A 17805-nucleotide genomic window follows, 5' to 3' on the forward strand; every position below is an offset into this window, starting at 1 on the left:
ATGCATCTGGCACGGGTTACAGGCGTTGTTGTCTCTACGCAAAAGTCCCCCTCCCTGGTCGGGAAAAAGCTGTTGCTGGTACGTCGGGTGAGTGCTGACGGAGAGCTGCCAGCCTCCCCGACGACCGGGGACGAAGTCGCCGTTGATTCTGTCGGCGCGGGAACCGGCGAACTGGTTTTACTCAGCAGCGGCTCCAGTGCCCGGCACGTTTTCTCCGGCCCAAATGAGGCCATCGATCTGGCTATTGTCGGCATTGTCGACACGCTTTCTCGTTAGGAGGAACTATGGCGATTTATACCCGCACTGGCGATGCCGGCACAACGGCCCTCTTTACCGGGCAACGCGTAAGCAAAACGCATCCGCGCGTCGAGGCTTACGGGACGCTGGACGAACTCAATGCGGCGCTTAGCCTGTGTATTTGTGCGGCGAAAAGCCCACAGCACCGCCAGTTACTTGAAAACATTCAACTGCAGCTTTTTTGGTTCAGCGCCGAACTCGCCAGCGAGAGCGAACAACCAAACCCAGAGCAGCGCTACATCAGTTCAGAAGAAATTGCAGCGCTGGAAACCGCCATCGATACCGCGATGGGGAGAGTACCGCCGCTGCGCAGCTTTATTTTACCGGGCCGCAGCGAAGCGGCCAGCCGTCTGCATTTTGCCCGTACGCTGGCTCGCCGCGCAGAGAGGCGACTGGTCGAGCTTTCTGCCGATATTGCTGTCAGACATGTGCTGATGCGTTACATCAATCGTCTGTCCGACTGCTTATATGCGCTCGCACGGGCAGAAGATCATGACGCCCATCAAAACGACATTATTCAGAAAGTGGCTGAGCGTTATCTCGCCGCCATCCGTACATCAGCCATAAAGGAGCCGACTATGTCTCTGTCTTTTCAGGAGCTCCATCAACTGACTCGCGCTGCGGTGACGAGAGCAGAAGAACTTCAGGTTCCGGTCGTCATCAGCATTGTTGATGCGAACGGGACCCAAACGGTGACCTGGCGTATGCCTGACGCATTGCTCGTCAGTAGCGAACTGGCACCCAAAAAAGCCTGGACCGCCGTGGCGATGAAAACCGCCACGCATGAATTAACGTCAGCGGTGCAACCAGGCGCGGCGCTTTACGGTCTGGAAAGCCATATGCAGGGAAAAGTCGTCACTTTTGGTGGCGGATACGCATTATGGCGAGAGGGTCTACTCCTTGGGGGTCTTGGCATCAGCGGGGGAAGCGTTGACCAGGATATGGACATTGCAGAAACGGCCATTGCGGCGATTAACGTGAGAACACATCAATGAATACTTCAGAACTTGAAACCCTCATCCGTAACATTTTGAGTGAACAACTCGCCCCGGCAAAAACAGAAACCAAAGGAAACGGAATTTTTCCGTCCGTGGGTGAAGCTATCGAAGCCGCGCATCAGGCTTTTTTACGTTACCAGCAATCGCCATTAAAAACCCGCAGTGCCATCATTCACGCCCTGCGAGAAGAACTGACCCCTCATCTTGCTTCCCTGGCCGCTGAGAGCGCAGCTGAAACAGGAATGGGCAACAAAGAGGATAAATTCCTCAAGAATAAAGCTGCGCTGGACAATACTCCAGGGATCGAAGATCTCACCACCACAGCACTGACCGGTGATGGCGGCATGGTGTTATTCGAGTATTCACCGTTTGGCGTGATTGGCTCCGTCGCCCCCAGCACCAACCCGACGGAAACCATAATTAACAACAGCATCAGTATGCTGGCTGCGGGGAACAGCGTTTATTTTAGCCCGCATCCGGGCGCTAAAGTGGTCTCACTGAAACTGATTGCCATGATTGAGGATATTGTTTTCCGCTGCTGCGGGATCCGGAATCTTGTCGTCACGGTCACAGAACCCACCTTTGAGGCTACCCAGCAGATGATGGCACACCCTAAAATCGCAGTTCTGGCGATTACCGGTGGCCCAGGCATTGTTGCTATGGGTATGAAAAGCGGGAAAAAAGTCATTGGCGCAGGCGCAGGCAACCCTCCCTGTATTGTCGATGAAACAGCCGACCTGGTTAAGGCGGCGGAAGATATCATCAACGGCGCATCTTTTGATTACAACCTCCCCTGCATTGCTGAGAAGAGCCTGATTGTTGTTAGTGCCGTTGCCGAACGCCTGGTTCAACAAATGCAGTCTTTTGGCGCACTGCTTCTCACGAGCGAAGAGGTAGACAAACTGCGGGCAGTCTGTTTGCCCGAAGGCATGGCCAATAAAAAGCTGGTAGGAAAAAGCCCGGCCACCTTACTTGAAGCCGCAGGAATACCTGTTCCGGCAAAAGCGCCTCGATTACTGATAGGTATCGTCAAGGCTGACGACCCGTGGGTTACCAGCGAGCAGCTAATGCCAATGCTCCCCATCGTCACGGTGAGCGATTTTGACAGTGCGTTAACGTTGGCTCTGAAAGTTGAAGAGGGATTGCATCACACCGCCATTATGCATTCACAGAATGTGTCGCGTTTGAATCTTGCCGCACGCACGCTTCAGACCTCCATTTTTGTGAAAAATGGCCCCTCTTACGCCGGGATTGGCGTGGGTGGTGAAGGCTTTACCACTTTCACAATTGCGACGCCGACCGGTGAAGGAACAACATCGGCACGTACTTTCGCACGTTCTCGTCGTTGCGTGCTGACAAACGGTTTTTCTATTCGCTAATGGGGCCGTTATGAAAAGCTTTTCACTGCAAACTCGATTATTCAGCGGTCAGGGAAGCCTGGATGTGCTCAAGCGTTTCACGAATAAGCATATCTGGATTATCTGCGATGGTTTTCTGGCGCGTTCTCCTGTGATTGAAAAGCTGCGCAACACGCTTCCTGCGGATAATCGCATCAGCATTTTCAGCGATATTACCCCCGACCCAACCATTAGCACGGTGGTGCAAGGGATTGCGCAAATGCAGTCCCTGCGACCGGATGTTGTCATTGGTTTTGGCGGGGGCTCAGCGCTGGATGCCGCGAAAGCCATCGTTTGGTTCAGCCGACAGTTCGGTATTGAAATCGAAACCTGTGTTGCTATTCCCACCACCAGCGGCACAGGCTCGGAAGTGACCAGCGCCTGCGTGATTAGCGATCCGGATAAAGGCATTAAATATCCCTTGTTTGATAATGCGCTTTACCCGGATATGGCCATCCTCGATCCAACGCTGGTTGTCAGCGTACCTCCTGCCATCACCGCGAATACCGGCATGGACGTCCTGACGCATGCGTTGGAGGCTTACGTGTCCACGAAGGCCAGCGACTTTACCGACGCGCTGGCGGAAAAAGCGGCACAAATCGTCTTCCAGTACCTTCCCGTCGCCGTCAGCAAAGGCGAGTGTCTGGCAACCAGGGGGAAAATGCACAACGCGTCAACGCTCGCAGGAATGGCATTTAGCCAGGCGGGGTTGGGTATAAACCATGCGATTGCCCATCAGTTGGGCGGCCAGTTTCATCTGCCCCACGGACTTGCCAATGCACTGCTGCTGACCCCTGTTATTCATTTTAATGCCCGCGACCCCAGGGCCGCGAAGCGCTATGCCCGTTTCGCTAAAGCCTGCCATTTATGCCCGGATAACGCGAACGATACGGCTGCGCTGAATGCGCTCATTCATCACATTGAGCTTCTCAAAAAACAGTGTGCGTTACCTTCTTTCGTTGACGCACTCAAAGACGGAAAGCAAAACTGGTCACAGCGTATACCGTCGATGGTTCAGGCAGCGCTGGCTGATGTCACGCTGCAAACCAATCCTCGTGTTGCCGACGCCAGTGCCATGCAGGAACTGCTTGAGGAATTATTATGAATACAGCCATGACGGCAGAGTCCACGCTTTATGATGCGCAGACGATACGCGAACGCGTTCGGGCTGCTGGCGTTGTTGGAGCCGGCGGTGCTGGCTTTCCTGCGCACGTAAAATTACAGGCGCAGGTCGATACATTTCTGGTGAATGCCGCCGAATGTGAACCGATGTTAAAAGTTGACCAGCAATTGATGAGCGCCCAGGCAGGTCGACTTATTCGCGGCGTTAAATATGCCATGACGGCTACCGGAGCCAGTGCCGGTATTATTGCGCTCAAAGAAAAATACCTGAAGGCTATCAATGCGTTAGCTCCTCTGCTACCTGCCGATATCCGGTTACACATTTTACCTGATGTCTACCCGGCCGGTGACGAGGTGCTGACCATCTGGATGGCAACAGGCCGGAGGGTCCCACCTGCCGCACTGCCGGTCAGCGTCAGCGTGGTGGTTAATAACGTCCAGACCGTGCTCAACATCGCCAGAGCGGTTGAACAGCAATATCCCGTTACCCGTCGTACGTTGACCGTCAACGGCGCAGTAGCCAACCCCATCACACTCACTGTCCCTATCGGGATGTCACTTCGCGAGGTGCTGGCGCTGGCGGGAGGCGCAACCGTTGACGATCCAGGATTTATTAATGGCGGCCCGATGATGGGCGGTCTGATTACCTCCCTGGATACCCCCGTCAGCAAGACCACCGGTGGGTTGCTGGTTTTACCAAAATCTCATGCGCTGATTCAGCGGCGAATGCAGGATGAACGCACCGTGCTTTCCGTCGCAAAAACCGTATGCGAGCAGTGCCGTTTGTGTACGGATTTGTGCCCAAGGCACTTAATCGGCCATGAATTATCACCACATCTGCTGGTTCGCGCGGTTAATTATCAGCAGGCGGCCACACCACAGCTGCTGCTCACGGCCCTGACCTGTTCAGAATGCAATGTCTGTGAAAGCGTTGCCTGTCCGGTTGGAATATCGCCGATGCGAATCAACCGTATGCTTAAACGCGAACTACGGGCGCTCAACCATCGTTATGAAGGGCCGCTAAATCCTGAGGATGAAATGGCGAAGTACCGGTTGATCCCGGTTAAGCGCCTTATTACCAAACTGGGTCTTAGCGACTGGTATCACGATGCGCCACTGGCTGAGACTGATTTTTCCACCGATGAAACGACGCTGTTGCTACGCCAGCATATTGGCGCCAGCGCCATCCCATGTGTGCAGCAAGGCGATCGCGTTGTTCGCGGTCAATGCGTTGCCGATGTGCCGACAGGCGCATTAGGTGCGCCTGTCCACGCCAGTATTGACGGTATTGTCAGCGAAATCACTGAGCAATCCATCACGGTAATAAGAGGTTAATCATGTCTCAGGCTATAGGGATCTTAGAACTCACCAGCATTGCCAAAGGAATGGAAGCTGGCGATGCCATGTTAAAAAGCGCGAATGTGAATTTACTGGTCAGCAAGACCATCTGCCCGGGAAAATTCCTGCTCATGCTCGGTGGTGACGTAGGCGCAGTACAACAGGCGATAGCCACTGGTACATCTCTTGCTGGCGATATGCTCGTCGACAGTCTGGTACTGCCTAATATTCATGCCAGCGTACTCCCGGCAATCAGCGGGTTAAATAGCGTGGATAAGCGTCAGGCCGTCGGAATTGTTGAAACATGGAGCGTGGCGGCTTGTATCTGTGCTGCGGATCGCGCTGTTAAAGCTTCCAACGTCACACTGGTACGCGTGCACATGGCATTTGGTATTGGCGGCAAGTGCTACATGGTTGTCGCTGGCGATGTATCCGATGTGAATAACGCAGTAACGGTTGCCAGTGAAAGCGCGGGTGAAAAAGGCCTGTTGGTTTATCGCTCCGTTATACCTCGCCCGCATGAAAGCATGTGGCGGCAGATGGTGGAGGGATAATGGAAAGACAGCCCACCACGGATCGTATGATCCAGGAATATGTTCCTGGCAAGCAGGTCACGCTGGCGCATCTTATCGCCAATCCCGGAAAAGATTTGTTCAAGAAGCTGGGGTTACAGGATTCAGTATCCGCAATCGGGATTTTGACGATTACCCCCAGCGAAGCCTCAATTATCGCCTGCGATATCGCCACGAAATCCGGGGCGGTAGAGATTGGTTTTCTCGACCGATTTACCGGCGCAGTGGTACTGACGGGCGATGTCTCCGCCGTTGAGTACGCGCTAAAACAGGTAACCCGAACGCTGGGCGAAATGATGCGTTTTACCGCTTGCCCCATCACCCGGACGTAATCTCATGAAACGCATCATGCTAATCGGACCCAGCCAGTGCGGAAAAACGTCGCTCACACAATGCATGCGGGGAGAAGCGCTTCACTATCAGAAGACCCAGGCCATAGTCTGGTCGCCCACAGCGATAGATACACCGGGCGAATATCTTGAAAACCGCTGTCTGTATAGTGCGCTGCTGGCCAGCACCTGTGAAGCAGACATCATCGCGCTGGTCCTCAATGCTGACGCGCCGTGGTCGCCATTTTCTCCCGGTTTCACCGGCCCAATGAACCGACCCGTCATTGGCCTCGTCACTAAAGCCGATTTAGCCAATCCGCAGCGCATTTCCCTCGTTGAGAGCTGGTTAGTCGAGGCTGGCGCGCAAAAAGTGTTTGTCACCAGTGCGCTGGAGAATACAGGTGTCGATGAGATGTTCATTTTTCTGAATGCAAAGGAACTTTCATGTCTCACAAAATAATGGCCATTAATGCGGGGAGTTCCTCGCTCAAGTTTCAGCTTCTGGCGATGCCACAAGGTGAAATGATTTGTCAGGGGTTGATCGAGCGTATCGGTATGTCTGATGCGCAGGTCACCCTTAAAACGCCTGCGCAAAAATGGCAGGAAATATTGCCCGTAGCCGATCATCGTGAAGCAGTGACGCTGCTCCTGGAAAAACTGCTCAACCACAATATTATCAGCAGTCTGCAGGAGATCGACGGCGTGGGGCATCGCGTCGCACACGGCGGGGAATCTTTTAAAGATTCCGCACTGGTAACCGATGAAACGCTGGCGGAAATTGATCGCCTTGCGGAACTGGCCCCGCTACATAACCCGGTAAATGCGTTGGGAATTGCAGTATTTCGCCAGCTATTACCCGAAACGCCGGCCGTGGCGGTTTTTGACACCGCTTTTCATCAGACGCTTGACGAGCCTTCTTTCATTTATCCCCTGCCCTGGCGTTACTATTCAGAGCTGGGTATTCGTCGTTACGGATTTCATGGCACCAGCCACAAATATGTCAGCGCCCAGCTTGCTGAAAAGTTAGGGGTACCCCTCAGCGCCCTGCGCGTCGTTTGTTGTCATCTTGGCAACGGCAGCAGCATCTGCGCCATCAAAGGTGGTCAATCAGTTAATACCTCTATGGGATTTACGCCGCAGTCTGGCGTGATGATGGGCACGCGAAGTGGCGATATTGATCCGTCTATTTTGCCGTGGATTGCCCTGCGCGAAGGCAAAACACCGCAGCAGCTCAACCAATTGCTCAACAATGAATCCGGCTTACTCGGCGTTTCTGGGATCTCACCTGACTATCGCGACGTTGAACATGCCGCAGATACGGGCAATCATCAGGCTGCGCTGGCGTTGACGCTTTTTGCCGAGCGAATTCGCGCCACCATTGGTAGCTATATTATGCAGATGGGCGGTCTGGATGCGCTGGTGTTTACCGGAGGCATAGGCGAAAACTCAGCGCGGGCGCGCGGCGCAATTTGTCACAATCTGAATTTCCTGGGACTGGCCGTCGATGAAGAAAAAAATCAGCGAAACGCCACCTTTATTCAGACAGAAAATTCGCTGGTCAAAGTGGCGGTGATCAATACCAACGAAGAGCTGATGATAGCGCAGGACGTTATGCGTTTAGCGATAGCGGAAACTGTGACGTTGGGCATTCCAGCTTAATCCTGCCGCACTGCAAATTGCGGCAAATCATGGTAATAGCGCGATCGCCATGACACTATGCGCCGAGGATTGCTGATCACAAAGGTGAATACGTGGCTATTGCGCAATGTCCCGCATCATGCGGAGAACTTATCCAGGGCTGGATTCTGGGCAGTGAGAAATTAGTCTCCTGCCCGGTCGAATGGTATAGCACCGTTGAGGTCACTTCAGGCTCACCGCTGGCAGAGGAACGTCCACTTTCACGGGCGATGGTTAATCGGCTATTGCAGCACTGGCAATACCCGCCGCAGATGAGTCAGGATATCCGAATTGATGTCCAGTCAACTATTCCTATCGCTAAAGGAATGGCCAGCAGCACTGCAGATATTGCCGCAACTGCTGTCGCCACGGCACATCACCTGGGACATCACCTGGATGAATCTACGCTGGCGCAACTTTGCGTTTCGCTGGAGCCTACCGACAGCACCGTTTTTCGTAAGCTTACCCTTTTCGATCATAACGACGCCTCCACGCAAATTGCCTGCGAAGCCCAGCCTCAACTCGATCTGCTGGTTCTCGAAAGCCCGGAAACATTGCACACTGCTGATTATCACCGTATTCCGCGTCATTCCGGGTTACAGGCAGGTGCTCCGGCCCTCAAACGAGCATGGGAAAAGGTACAGGAAGCCTGTATCAGCCAAAATCCTTACCGGATGGGCGAAGCTGCCACGCTAAGCGCAACCGCCAGCCAGTTGCTGTTACCGAAACCAGATTTTGATTCACTATTAGCGCTGGTAGAGGAATGTGATTTATACGGCGTTAACGTTGCGCACAGCGGCAGCGTTGTCGGCCTGATGCTGGACAGAACGCGTCATGATGTGGATTACATAAAATGGATGCTGACACAGAAAAAACTGACGGTTCACTGGCCAGAACAGCATTTATTGCGGATGGTCACAGGCGGAGTTGAACTGCAATAAGGGTCGCCGCACAGCAGCGACCCGGACAAGCATAAATCGTTACTCAGCTTTGGCTTCGCCGTTTTTCAGTTCACCCATGGCTTTCAGCTTCTTAGAAATATCGCGGCGCTCTTTTGAGATCTCAGCATTTTTGATGATGTAATCATCAACGCGATCTTCGTAATCGCTTTTCATGCTAGCGATAATGCCCTGAATCGCTTCCACGCTCATGCCTGGCTTGATGTAATCGCTCAGGTTGTCCAACAGCAGGACACGTTTCTGGTTGTCACGGATCTTTTTCTCAACGTCCTGGATTTCACGTTGCAGTTTGTTTTTACGACGGAACAGACGAACAAATTCCAGCACGTCCTGGAAAGAAGGCTTGGTAGTTTCCATTTTTACACCCCTGATAATGTGAGATTCGGATTCGTTTAAACAACGGCTAAAGTGGGTCAACATTACTTTCATGCCCGCCATACTTCAAGTTGCATCTGCATCGACAATGCATGGTTGAAACCTGAATTATCGAGGGTAAAGCCATTGCAGTTACCAATGGTTTTAGCCTTTTTCAGTATCATACCTCTAATCGTTGCTGAATCGAAGCAGCAGTAGAACCAATCCCCTCATCTGCTCTTTATTTGCGCAGCGCGCGACAGATTAAATGAGAAAGTAACTCCAGCTGTCGCGCCATCTCCATATTCAACCAAACGTAGCCGTGAATAGGCGTTTCTGCGACATTATCGCCCTTATGCTCAGCGATAAGCTGACGCAGCTCCACCACGGTATCATTGAGCTTCTCCGTATTGGCAAGTACTGGCTGCGGATTACCTTCATATAATGCATGCGTTATCGTCAGTAGCGCCTGCTGCGTCCTGAGCTGGGTTTCACGCAAAGTATGCGCATTCAACATAACAAAGTGACTGGTACGGCTGGCCCAGAGCGCATTGATTTGCAACTCGAGCATGCAGACGAGGTTACGATTAACCGTCTGAATAGCTTCAAAAATAGATTTTTGAATGTGGGTTTCTTTACTGGCAGGGACGATGAGCCCGCGCATTTTGACAACCTCGCTCAACAGCTGTTGTAAATGCTTCTCCAGTCGCGGTTGTTCAAGCAGATTGGGGGAGAGCGCCGCCTGGTACACCCGATTGTACCCCGTGACGCAATGCGCCAGTTGAATACGCCAGTGTATAAATGCCCGTTGTGGCCACACGCCGGTAAACAGCATTGCCAGCAACGATCCAAGAATAACGTCGCCGCCACGCCATAACGCCGTATTCATATCCCCAGCGGGAGCGCCCACTACAACGGCAAGCGTAATACCAATCAACAGCGCCTGATACGGTTTTTTGCCCAATGCCAGCCAACCGCAGAGAAACATCGCCACCGCGCACCATATCAGCATCAGCGGAAGCGAAAAAAGCTCCAGACGCAGGGCCACCAGCCCAAGCACCGATCCCAGGATCGTGCCGCCAATACGTTCAAAAGCTCTGGGAACAACGTTCCCCCAAAAAGAAATAGGCCCCATGATCACCACCAGCGTGATCAGAGGCCATGTACCTTCAGGAATGTTTAACAGGCGTACCAACAGAAAAGTGAGAATAAACGCAAGCGCAATGCGAATACCGTGCACTACACGATAATGACGATACAAACGAATTTCAAAAGGGCTCAGTGACTTATTGGCACGCACTCATGCACTCCGTCAGCGAATAGCAAATAACAGAATTGTACTCGTTTTTTGCCTGAAAATATCATCCTGATTTGCATCAAAAACAGTTACTTCGACTGCACCGGTATGTACATTTCAATGTCCCAGTAGCCATCCTCGATGCCATTGTTCATGTACACTTCAAAGCAGGGTTTAGTAGCTATTTCGAAAGTCGTATCTTGCATCAGGCAGTCAAAAAACTGGTACCACGGCGTCGCAAAGTCATGATTTTCTACACGCGCAACGGCAACAGCATAGTCGCCACCCGCCACTTCGGTCAGGATCACCCCTTCGCTGTTTTCCGGGATCGCAAAATCTTCAGGCACAGATACCACGGTATCGCAACGCAGTTTCTCCGCCGGGACAACGTCAGGATTGTCGTAATAAACGGCTATCCATTCCAGCGGAACAATTTGCTTCCCGTCGACCCACTTCATTAACTGCTCAAAACCTTGCTTTACCGTTTGTTCCCACGGACCAACCATGTGAAAACCGGCAATCCTGCGTTTATCGACCTGTTTAATCTCGTACTCCATATAACCTCCGCGATTATACTGTATGTATATACAGTGTAATTTTTAGGTATTACGGCCACAAGTAAATAGTGATTATTATGTGAGCAGATTCGCACTCTTGCCAGTCAGGTATTCCAGGAAATAACTACGCCTTGTGGTGGAAATAATCGCTCAGACGCGAGAAAACGCCACCTTCGCTGACGGACTCCAGCGTAACCAGAGGCCAGTGCGCCACCAGCTTATCCCGATCGTAGAGTTCAATTTCACCCACACGCTGATGTGCCGCGATTGGTGCAACCAGTTCTTTCTTATCAAGGACATATTTTGCTTTAATGTTAGCGACTTCCGCTTTAGGCAGGGCCATCCAGAAATCCTGCTCGGTGCCCAGGCTGATTTTTTCTTTGTCGCCATACCAGATCCGTTCAGTACCGACCTGCTTACCGCTGCGCAAAACCTGCACCGTATCGAAGTTTTGTTGTCCCCATTGCAGCAGCTTACGCGCCTGGTCTTCGCGCCCTTTCGCACTCTCCGCCCCCATCACAACCGCAATCAGTCGACGTTGCCCATCAACGGCGGAAGCGATCAGATTGAACCCGGCACCGGACGTATGCCCTGTCTTCAGACCATCAACGTTCATGGTTTTATCCCACAACAGGCCATTACGGTTTTGCTGCGTGATTCCGTTCCAGGTAAGGCTTTTCTCACTGTACATATGGTAGAAATCCGGTTCACCATGGATGATAGCTCGCGACAATACGGCCAGATCGTAAGCAGAGCTATGCTGGCCTGGCGCATCCAGACCATGGACCGTTTCAAAATGGGTATCCTGCAGGTTTAGCTTTTGCGCATAGTTGTTCATCATCGCCACAAACTGCGGTTGTCCCCCGGCGATGTAATCAGCCAGCGCCACGCAGGCATCATTCCCGGAATCAACAATTAGCCCGCGGCTGAGGTCGCGCACCGAAACGCGATCGCCTTGTTTCAAGAACATCAAGGATGAACCGACGAATACCGGATTGTCTTTCGCCCAGGCATCACGCCCAACGGTGACAATATCGGTTGGACTAATGCGCTTACTGTCGATTGCGCGGTCAACAACATAGCCGGTCATCAGCTTGGTCAGACTGGCGGGGTTACGTTGCTGGTGTTCATTACCGGCTGTCAGAATTTGGCCCGTGGTGTAATCCATTAATACCCACGCCCCGGCATTTATCGCAGGCGGCTGTGGGGCGAAGCTGGCGGCATCGGTCGCCCAGGCGGACGTAAAACTCATCGTGAATAGTGAAGCGGCAATAAACAAACGGCGTTTCAACAGCATGTCCTCAGAAAAGGGATAAATAGCCGTTCTTTTTACGGAAGTTCTGTCGAACAAACTTGAATAAATTGCAAGAAAATGTGACATAAGACACATTTTCTTGCTGTCATACAAGGCTGTCAGAGACAAACCGCGCGCGAAATTATCCTTTGCGTGGCGCAGTCTCTGCGTGATGGCTGCGATGGCGATGGTAGCCGTCGATCATACTGCGGAAAATTTGCCCTGGCGTGTCGCCCAGCGTGCACAGGTAAATATGTGCGCAGATGAACAGTAAGCCGACAATCGCTAGCGCCATATGCAGCACCAGCATTATCGGCCCCGCCCCTGACACCTGCGGGTAGAGGCATAACAACCCGGTGATGATCAACAGCGGAACCAGCGCGTACATAATGGCCAGGTAGGCCAGTTGTTGCAGTGGGTTAAATTTATCCTTTGCCGTTGCGGCAAACGGGTGCGGCTCGCCTTTCATGATGCCATACAGATAAAAACGCGTTTGCAGCAGGCAGCGTGATATCAACCCGTTTAACTTCACGCGATAATGGCAGCCGTTGCCGCTGGTTGCGTTTATTAACACAAAGCCAATCCAGAAGGCCAGCAATGCGAAGCCGCACCAGGTATGTACCTGCACCATCAACGCTACCGGTCCGACAGAGAAGTGGCCAAACAGGCCGCTCAGCAAAAGCAGAATAAAGAGCAGCGCATTTCCCCAGTGCCAACGGCGAACAGCCAGCGAATAGAGGTACTCCCGGTGCTCCTCTCCGGTTACCGTTTTTGGCGCCAGCATCCGACGTAACAGCGCGTGCGTGACCAGGCCCGCAATCATTAGCACAACAATAACGCCCGCATAAATGAGCCACAGCGGCCAGTAGTCCGGCGCATAGTTAAGTTCCGCTCCCCAGATAGAATTCATACTTTACCCTCCTGATGGATCTCTTTACGCCGATAAACACTCACCGGGCCACTACGCGTATCCTGCTGGCGATAAACCTCTTTTTGATTGATCCAGTGCTGGATTTCCGGGTCATCGCGACGACCAAACTTCAACGCATCCGTCGGACAAACGGAAACGCAGGCGGGGGACTGTTCAACATCCAGACGGGTATCCGCGCAGAAATTACATTTGTCTGCGATTCCCGTTTGCGGATTGAGGTAGCGCACATGGAACGGACAAGCAGCGACGCAGTAGTCACAGCCAATACAGCGGGACTTATCCACCTGCACAATGCCGTTTTCATCGCGGAATGACGCACCGGTTGGACAAACGCTGACGCACGGCGCATCTTCACAATGCTGGCAAGAAACACGAACAAACTGGAAATGGGAAAGCGCCTCGGGTTCATGTTCCGGTGAACGGATCTGCACCTGTAAGCGGCTAAAACCTTCAGGCACGTCATTCAGTACCTTGCAGGCAACCGTACACGCCTGACAACCAATGCAGCGTTTTTCGTCATGCAGCATGACATAAGGGTTTGTGGATTGATTCATGATGTACTCCTTTCTCATGCCCGACGAAGCGTAACGCCAGCGGTGTGGACCACCGTACCTGACACCGGACTGGTGACATGCGGAAGCAAATTACCGCAATGAATACCGTGCGTCGTCGCGGCTGTTTTGGCTCCTGCCTTGGCGCCAAATCCCATATAGACGAATAGCGTATCGGGTCGAATACCAGCGGTGACCAGCGCTTTGCCTTTTTCCTTACCGGTTGCATTTTCCAGCCAGATGTCATCGCCGCTTTTGATGCCTTTTTCACGGGCCGTTTGCGGGTGGATCCACACCGCGTTGTCCCACATCAGCTCACTCAGCAGTGGCACATATTGCGTTGCGCCATTGGTATGAACCGCCACTTTCCCCTGAATAAAATAGAGTTCATTGTCGCCTTTGAGCGCAAAATTGCGGGCGCGAGGAACACCGTAGCCTGGCAGGAGTGTTTCCAGCTCGGCAGAGTAGAGTTCGATTTTTCCTGACGGGGATTTAAAACGCAGCTGCTCACCATAAGTGCCGTCGCTATCAACCGCTACCGCGCCCGGATAGCGTGCCACAAACTGACGCACCGCTTCGGGTTCGCGCAGCAATAGCGGAACGCCCCACTCGCGATACCCTTTCTGACGCAGCTCAGCAGATAACGCATGATCGCCATTAAGCTGGTACAGCTGGCGCGTTTGCATATCCTGCCATGGGTAGAATTGCCCAAGGCCTAACTGAACAGCCAGTTCTTTCCAGATTTGCCAGCTCGGACGCGCGTCACCGATAGGCTCAACCACCTGCTGACGCAAGGCATAGGCTGGATTCAGGCCCGACATATCAGAAACTTCTTCATCGCGCTCAAGGTAAGTACATTCAGGCAAAAGATAATCGGCATACGCCGCGCTTTCGCTTAAATAGACATCGCAACTGACCACCAGGTCGAGCTGTTCAACCGTCTTGACCAGGTCTGGTCGACAGGTCACGGTCTGGAAAGGGTTGTGTCGGGACATGATCCATCCCTTCACCGGATACGGCGTTTGCTTTAAGACGGCATCAATAATGCTTTGCACTACGCCGCCGCCGGCCGCGATGTACTTGAACTGCGGGGCGACCAGATCGATACGCTGCGCCGTTGGCTTGGGTAATTTGGCATCGGGTTTTGCCAGCACAGGAGCGACTTTCTCTCCGGCCAGCTTATTGTACGTTGCCGCCGCTTTTTTCTGATACAACCCACCCTCACGCTCAATATTTCCAAGTAACACATTGAGGGTGAAAATCATGCGCCGCATATCAATTTCTTCTTGCGAAAACGTCGCACGATGACCCGGACTGACAATGGCGTGAGGGGCGCAGGCGGCCATTTCGCGGGTGACCCGGATAATCACATCGGCAGGCACATCAGCGAGCTTTTGCGCCCATTCCGGCGTGGTCTCCTGGACCGCCTCAGCCAGTTGGTCAAACCCTGTGGTGTAGCGTGTAACAAAGTCTGCGTCATACAGATTTTCTTTGATCATGACGTGACACATGGCCATCAGCACCGGTAAGTCGCCGCCAGGCTTAAGCGAATGCCATTCATCCGCTTTGCTGGAGAAGACGGATAAACGGGGATCAAAGCTGACCATTTTCGCGCCCTTTTCCTGCGCGGTCATCAGTTCATGGGTGTCGGCGACTTCAATACCTTCATAGAGGTTATGGCCAAAAGAGACCATATAACGGGTATTGACGATATCCATGGCTAAATCGCCACCCATCATAACTTTAGCGGCAATCGCTTTTCCGGCGGGGCATGTCGAGGCGTGAGTAAACGTGTTCGGCGATCCAAAAGCCGTCGCGAGGTGAAATAAATGGCCGGAAAGCGAACCGGACTTGGAAGAGAATACGACCCCCTCAGGACCATGCTGCGCTTTTATTGCCATCATTTTTTCGGCAATTTCTTTATATGCCTGCTGCCAGCTAATTACCTGCCACTCACCGCTCCCGCGAGGTCCTGTGCGTTTCATCGGTTTAACAATACGATGCGGGTCGTTGACCAGGCTAACACCGCTGCCTCCGCGCGCGCAGACACGCGTCCCCTGCTGAGGCGCATTAGGGTTTCCTTGAATAAAAACCGTCTTATTATTAATTACCTGAGCCTGAATTGGGCAGCGAAAAGAACACATTTCGCACAAACTTGGCGTCAGGGATGTTTTCCCTTTTATGTGCTCGGGAGAATTCCGCGCCAGTGCGCCTGGTGGAAAACTGCCTATCGCACAGGCTGAGCAACCTATACCCACCCCTCGTAAAAAATTACGCCGACTTATGCTCATATAACCTCCTGTTATTAGATATATCCAATTATTATATGGAGTTTATATTATTAATTTTTAACCTCACTCACACTTTATTACAATGCATACAAGCGCATTAATAGAAATATAAGGCCGTTGTTTTTAAAAGAATTTTAAAAAATCCAGAAAACAGAAAATGAAATAACAATAATGGTTATCAATTAACTTATTTCCCAGAGTGTGATTTTAAGAAAGTTTATTCCAGTAATTTCCTTTAACGGTAAGAAAATAATTAATCATTCGTTCAAAGCCGTGTTCAGCGCAAATTTCTTGCGTAAGCCATTCCGCATCGATAATCCTCTTGCTGATTACCTCGCTATTTTTTGGTATTCTTGGATAAGCGCTAAATTGATCCCGGACATAACTGAACAATGAATGACGGCAAGCAGCAACCTGGTTTTCTCTTCCACGATTACGAGACTTTTGGTACCCATCCGGCGCTGGACAGACCCGCGCAATTTGCGGCTATCCGCACAGATAATGATTTCAACATTATCGGTGAACCTGAAGTCTTTTATTGCAAACCCGCAGATGATTATCTGCCACAACCCGAGGCGGTGCTGATTACTGGCATCACCCCGCAAGAAGCACGTGAAAAGGGAGAAAATGAAGCTGCTTTTGCTGCGCGTATTCACGCCCTGTTTACCGTACCGAAAACCTGTATTCTGGGCTATAACAACGTGCGCTTCGATGATGAAGTGACGCGAAATATCCTGTATCGCAATTTCTATGATCCCTATGCCTGGAGCTGGCAGAACGATAATTCGCGCTGGGATCTGCTGGATGTAATGCGTGCCTGCTATGCCCTGCGTCCTGAAGGTATTAACTGGCCGGAAAACGACGATGGCTTGCCCAGCTTCCGCCTGGAACATTTGACCAAAGCGAATGGGATTGAGCATGCCAATGCCCACGATGCAATGGCCGATGTGTATGCCACGATTGCGATGGCGCAATTAGTCAAGTCACGCCAGCCTCGTCTGTTTGAGTATCTCTATAGCCATCGTAATAAGCACAAACTGGCGGCGCTAATTGATGTGCCGCAGATGAAGCCGCTGGTCCATGTCTCGGGCATGTTCGGCGCATGGCGCGGTAACACCAGTTGGGTGGCGCCAATGGCCTGGCATCCGGAAAATCGCAACGCGGTTATCATGGTCGATCTGGCCGGTGATATTTCACCGCTGCTCGAACTGGACAGCGACGCGCTGCGTGAGCGGCTCTATACCGCTAAGGCAGATCTGGGAGATAACCCCGCAGTGCCGGTTAAACTGGTGCACATCAACAAATGTCCGGTACTGGCACAGGCGAACACCCTGCGCCCGGAAGATGCCAATCGTCTCGGTATTAACCGCCAGCATTGTCTGGATAATCTCAAAATTCTGCGCGAAAACCCACAGGTACGCGACAAGGTCGTGGCTATCTTTGCCGAGGCGGAACCCTTTGCGCCATCGGATAACGTAGACGCCCAGCTGTACAACGGCTTTTTCAGCGATGCCGACCGCGCTGCGATGAAAATCGTTCTGGAAACCGAACCGCGCAATTTACCGGCGCTGGATATCACCTTTGTCGATAAACGCATTGAAAAGCTGCTGTTTAACTACCGCGCGCGTAACTTCCCCGGAACGCTGGATGAAGCCGAACAACAGCGCTGGCTGGACCATCGTCGTCAGGTATTCACACCGGAGTTTTTGCAAAATTACGCCAATGAATTACAGATGCTGAGTCAGCATTATGCGGATAACAAAGAGAAGCTGACGCTGCTGAAAGCACTCTGGCAATATGCGCAAGAGATTGTCTAAATCCCACGTATAAAAAAACGGAGA

The 17805-nt window shown here is 52.2% G+C and carries 18 protein-coding genes; 11 read left to right on the forward strand and 7 right to left on the reverse strand.

Annotated features, from left to right (window positions below; translation table 11 throughout):
- The 10 genes from OOJ59_RS05480 (at window position 1) to OOJ59_RS05525 (ending at window position 8671) form a co-directional block, all read left to right on the forward strand.
- On the forward strand, window positions 1-276 hold the full coding sequence (locus OOJ59_RS05480) for a EutN/CcmL family microcompartment protein (RefSeq protein ID WP_042307565.1): 276 nt from the start codon (window positions 1-3) through the stop codon (window positions 274-276).
- A gap of 8 nt (window positions 277-284) precedes the next feature.
- Entirely contained in the window at window positions 285-1292 is a 1008-nt protein-coding gene (pduO, locus tag OOJ59_RS05485; RefSeq protein ID WP_137349970.1) for a two-domain cob(I)yrinic acid a,c-diamide adenosyltransferase PduO, read from the forward strand.
- Window positions 1289-2674 carry a CoA-acylating propionaldehyde dehydrogenase PduP gene (pduP, locus tag OOJ59_RS05490; RefSeq protein ID WP_121529220.1) on the forward strand — a complete coding sequence of 462 codons (1386 nt, stop codon included), beginning with the start codon at window positions 1289-1291 and terminating at the stop codon, window positions 2672-2674. The genes pduO and pduP overlap by 4 nt, the downstream gene beginning before the upstream one ends.
- A gap of 10 nt (window positions 2675-2684) precedes the next feature.
- Window positions 2685-3797 (forward strand): 1-propanol dehydrogenase PduQ, encoded by a 1113-nt coding sequence (locus OOJ59_RS05495; RefSeq protein ID WP_069323533.1) that lies wholly within the window; start codon window positions 2685-2687, stop codon window positions 3795-3797.
- The gene (gene pduS, locus OOJ59_RS05500; protein ID WP_160955432.1) at window positions 3794-5149 is read left to right on the forward strand and encodes a cobalamin reductase PduS; all 1356 of its coding nucleotides are present in this window, start codon (window positions 3794-3796) and stop codon (window positions 5147-5149) included. The genes OOJ59_RS05495 and pduS overlap by 4 nt, the downstream gene beginning before the upstream one ends.
- Before the next feature lie 2 nt (window positions 5150-5151).
- Window positions 5152-5706 carry a propanediol utilization microcompartment protein PduT gene (pduT, locus tag OOJ59_RS05505; protein WP_003030201.1) on the forward strand — a complete coding sequence of 185 codons (555 nt, stop codon included), beginning with the start codon at window positions 5152-5154 and terminating at the stop codon, window positions 5704-5706.
- Entirely contained in the window at window positions 5706-6056 is a 351-nt protein-coding gene (gene pduU, locus OOJ59_RS05510) for a propanediol utilization microcompartment protein PduU (protein WP_032939586.1), read from the forward strand. The genes pduT and pduU overlap by 1 nt, the downstream gene beginning before the upstream one ends.
- Window positions 6057-6060: 4 nt before the next feature.
- Window positions 6061-6513 carry a propanediol utilization protein PduV gene (pduV, locus tag OOJ59_RS05515; RefSeq protein WP_160955431.1) on the forward strand — a complete coding sequence of 151 codons (453 nt, stop codon included), beginning with the start codon at window positions 6061-6063 and terminating at the stop codon, window positions 6511-6513.
- Window positions 6498-7712, forward strand: a complete 1215-nt coding sequence (locus OOJ59_RS05520; protein WP_085047967.1) for an acetate/propionate family kinase — start codon at window positions 6498-6500, stop codon at window positions 7710-7712. Before pduV ends, OOJ59_RS05520 begins: the two co-directional genes overlap by 16 nt.
- Before the next feature lie 92 nt (window positions 7713-7804).
- Window positions 7805-8671: an L-threonine kinase gene (locus OOJ59_RS05525; RefSeq protein ID WP_160955430.1), complete on the forward strand. Its 867-nt coding sequence runs from the start codon at window positions 7805-7807 to the stop codon at window positions 8669-8671.
- 39 nt (window positions 8672-8710) lie between these two features.
- Here OOJ59_RS05525 and OOJ59_RS05530 read toward each other — a convergent pair whose 3' ends face one another.
- From OOJ59_RS05530 to phsA, 7 genes are all read right to left on the reverse strand, one after another.
- Window positions 8711-9046 carry a DUF496 family protein gene (locus tag OOJ59_RS05530; protein WP_032939582.1) on the reverse strand — a complete coding sequence of 112 codons (336 nt, stop codon included), beginning with the start codon at window positions 9044-9046 and terminating at the stop codon, window positions 8711-8713.
- Between the two features lie 238 nt (window positions 9047-9284).
- Window positions 9285-10343 carry an FUSC family protein gene (locus tag OOJ59_RS05535; protein WP_038641701.1) on the reverse strand — a complete coding sequence of 353 codons (1059 nt, stop codon included), beginning with the start codon at window positions 10341-10343 and terminating at the stop codon, window positions 9285-9287.
- Window positions 10344-10429: 86 nt separating this feature from the next.
- On the reverse strand, window positions 10430-10897 hold the full coding sequence (gene sbmC / locus OOJ59_RS05540) for a DNA gyrase inhibitor SbmC (protein WP_159120934.1): 468 nt from the start codon (window positions 10895-10897) through the stop codon (window positions 10430-10432).
- Between the two features lie 124 nt (window positions 10898-11021).
- Window positions 11022-12194 (reverse strand): serine-type D-Ala-D-Ala carboxypeptidase DacD, encoded by a 1173-nt coding sequence (gene dacD, locus OOJ59_RS05545; RefSeq protein WP_069323527.1) that lies wholly within the window; start codon window positions 12192-12194, stop codon window positions 11022-11024.
- A gap of 139 nt (window positions 12195-12333) precedes the next feature.
- Window positions 12334-13101, reverse strand: a complete 768-nt coding sequence (gene phsC / locus OOJ59_RS05550; RefSeq protein ID WP_085047964.1) for a thiosulfate reductase cytochrome B subunit — start codon at window positions 13099-13101, stop codon at window positions 12334-12336.
- Window positions 13098-13676 (reverse strand): thiosulfate reductase electron transport protein PhsB, encoded by a 579-nt coding sequence (phsB, locus tag OOJ59_RS05555; RefSeq protein WP_069323525.1) that lies wholly within the window; start codon window positions 13674-13676, stop codon window positions 13098-13100. Before phsB ends, phsC begins: the two co-directional genes overlap by 4 nt.
- A gap of 14 nt (window positions 13677-13690) precedes the next feature.
- On the reverse strand, window positions 13691-15964 hold the full coding sequence (phsA, locus tag OOJ59_RS05560) for a thiosulfate reductase PhsA (RefSeq protein ID WP_159120935.1): 2274 nt from the start codon (window positions 15962-15964) through the stop codon (window positions 13691-13693).
- Between the two features lie 392 nt (window positions 15965-16356).
- Here phsA and sbcB point away from each other — a divergent pair, with 392 nt between their 5' ends.
- Entirely contained in the window at window positions 16357-17781 is a 1425-nt protein-coding gene (gene sbcB / locus OOJ59_RS05565) for an exodeoxyribonuclease I (RefSeq protein ID WP_160956361.1), read from the forward strand.
- The last annotated feature ends 24 nt before the right edge of the window (window positions 17782-17805 follow it).

Source organism: Citrobacter sp. W9, from assembly GCF_026719375.1.
Taxonomy (GTDB): domain Bacteria; phylum Pseudomonadota; class Gammaproteobacteria; order Enterobacterales; family Enterobacteriaceae; genus Citrobacter; species Citrobacter werkmanii.

Coding starts and splice junctions, on each gene's coding strand:
- OOJ59_RS05480 (WP_042307565.1), top strand. CDS start 1: ATGCATCTGGCACGGGTTACAGGCGTTGTTGTCTCTACGCAAAAGTCC.
- pduO (WP_137349970.1), top strand. CDS start 285: ATGGCGATTTATACCCGCACTGGCGATGCCGGCACAACGGCCCTCTTT.
- pduP (WP_121529220.1), top strand. CDS start 1,289: ATGAATACTTCAGAACTTGAAACCCTCATCCGTAACATTTTGAGTGAA.
- OOJ59_RS05495 (WP_069323533.1), top strand. CDS start 2,685: ATGAAAAGCTTTTCACTGCAAACTCGATTATTCAGCGGTCAGGGAAGC.
- pduS (WP_160955432.1), top strand. CDS start 3,794: ATGAATACAGCCATGACGGCAGAGTCCACGCTTTATGATGCGCAGACG.
- pduT (WP_003030201.1), top strand. CDS start 5,152: ATGTCTCAGGCTATAGGGATCTTAGAACTCACCAGCATTGCCAAAGGA.
- pduU (WP_032939586.1), top strand. CDS start 5,706: ATGGAAAGACAGCCCACCACGGATCGTATGATCCAGGAATATGTTCCT.
- pduV (WP_160955431.1), top strand. CDS start 6,061: ATGAAACGCATCATGCTAATCGGACCCAGCCAGTGCGGAAAAACGTCG.
- OOJ59_RS05520 (WP_085047967.1), top strand. CDS start 6,498: ATGTCTCACAAAATAATGGCCATTAATGCGGGGAGTTCCTCGCTCAAG.
- OOJ59_RS05530 (WP_032939582.1), bottom strand. CDS start 9,046: ATGGAAACTACCAAGCCTTCTTTCCAGGACGTGCTGGAATTTGTTCGT.
- sbmC (WP_159120934.1), bottom strand. CDS start 10,897: ATGGAGTACGAGATTAAACAGGTCGATAAACGCAGGATTGCCGGTTTT.
- dacD (WP_069323527.1), bottom strand. CDS start 12,194: ATGCTGTTGAAACGCCGTTTGTTTATTGCCGCTTCACTATTCACGATG.
- phsC (WP_085047964.1), bottom strand. CDS start 13,101: ATGAATTCTATCTGGGGAGCGGAACTTAACTATGCGCCGGACTACTGG.
- phsB (WP_069323525.1), bottom strand. CDS start 13,676: ATGAATCAATCCACAAACCCTTATGTCATGCTGCATGACGAAAAACGC.
- phsA (WP_159120935.1), bottom strand. CDS start 15,964: ATGAGCATAAGTCGGCGTAATTTTTTACGAGGGGTGGGTATAGGTTGC.
- sbcB (WP_160956361.1), top strand. CDS start 16,357: ATGAATGACGGCAAGCAGCAACCTGGTTTTCTCTTCCACGATTACGAG.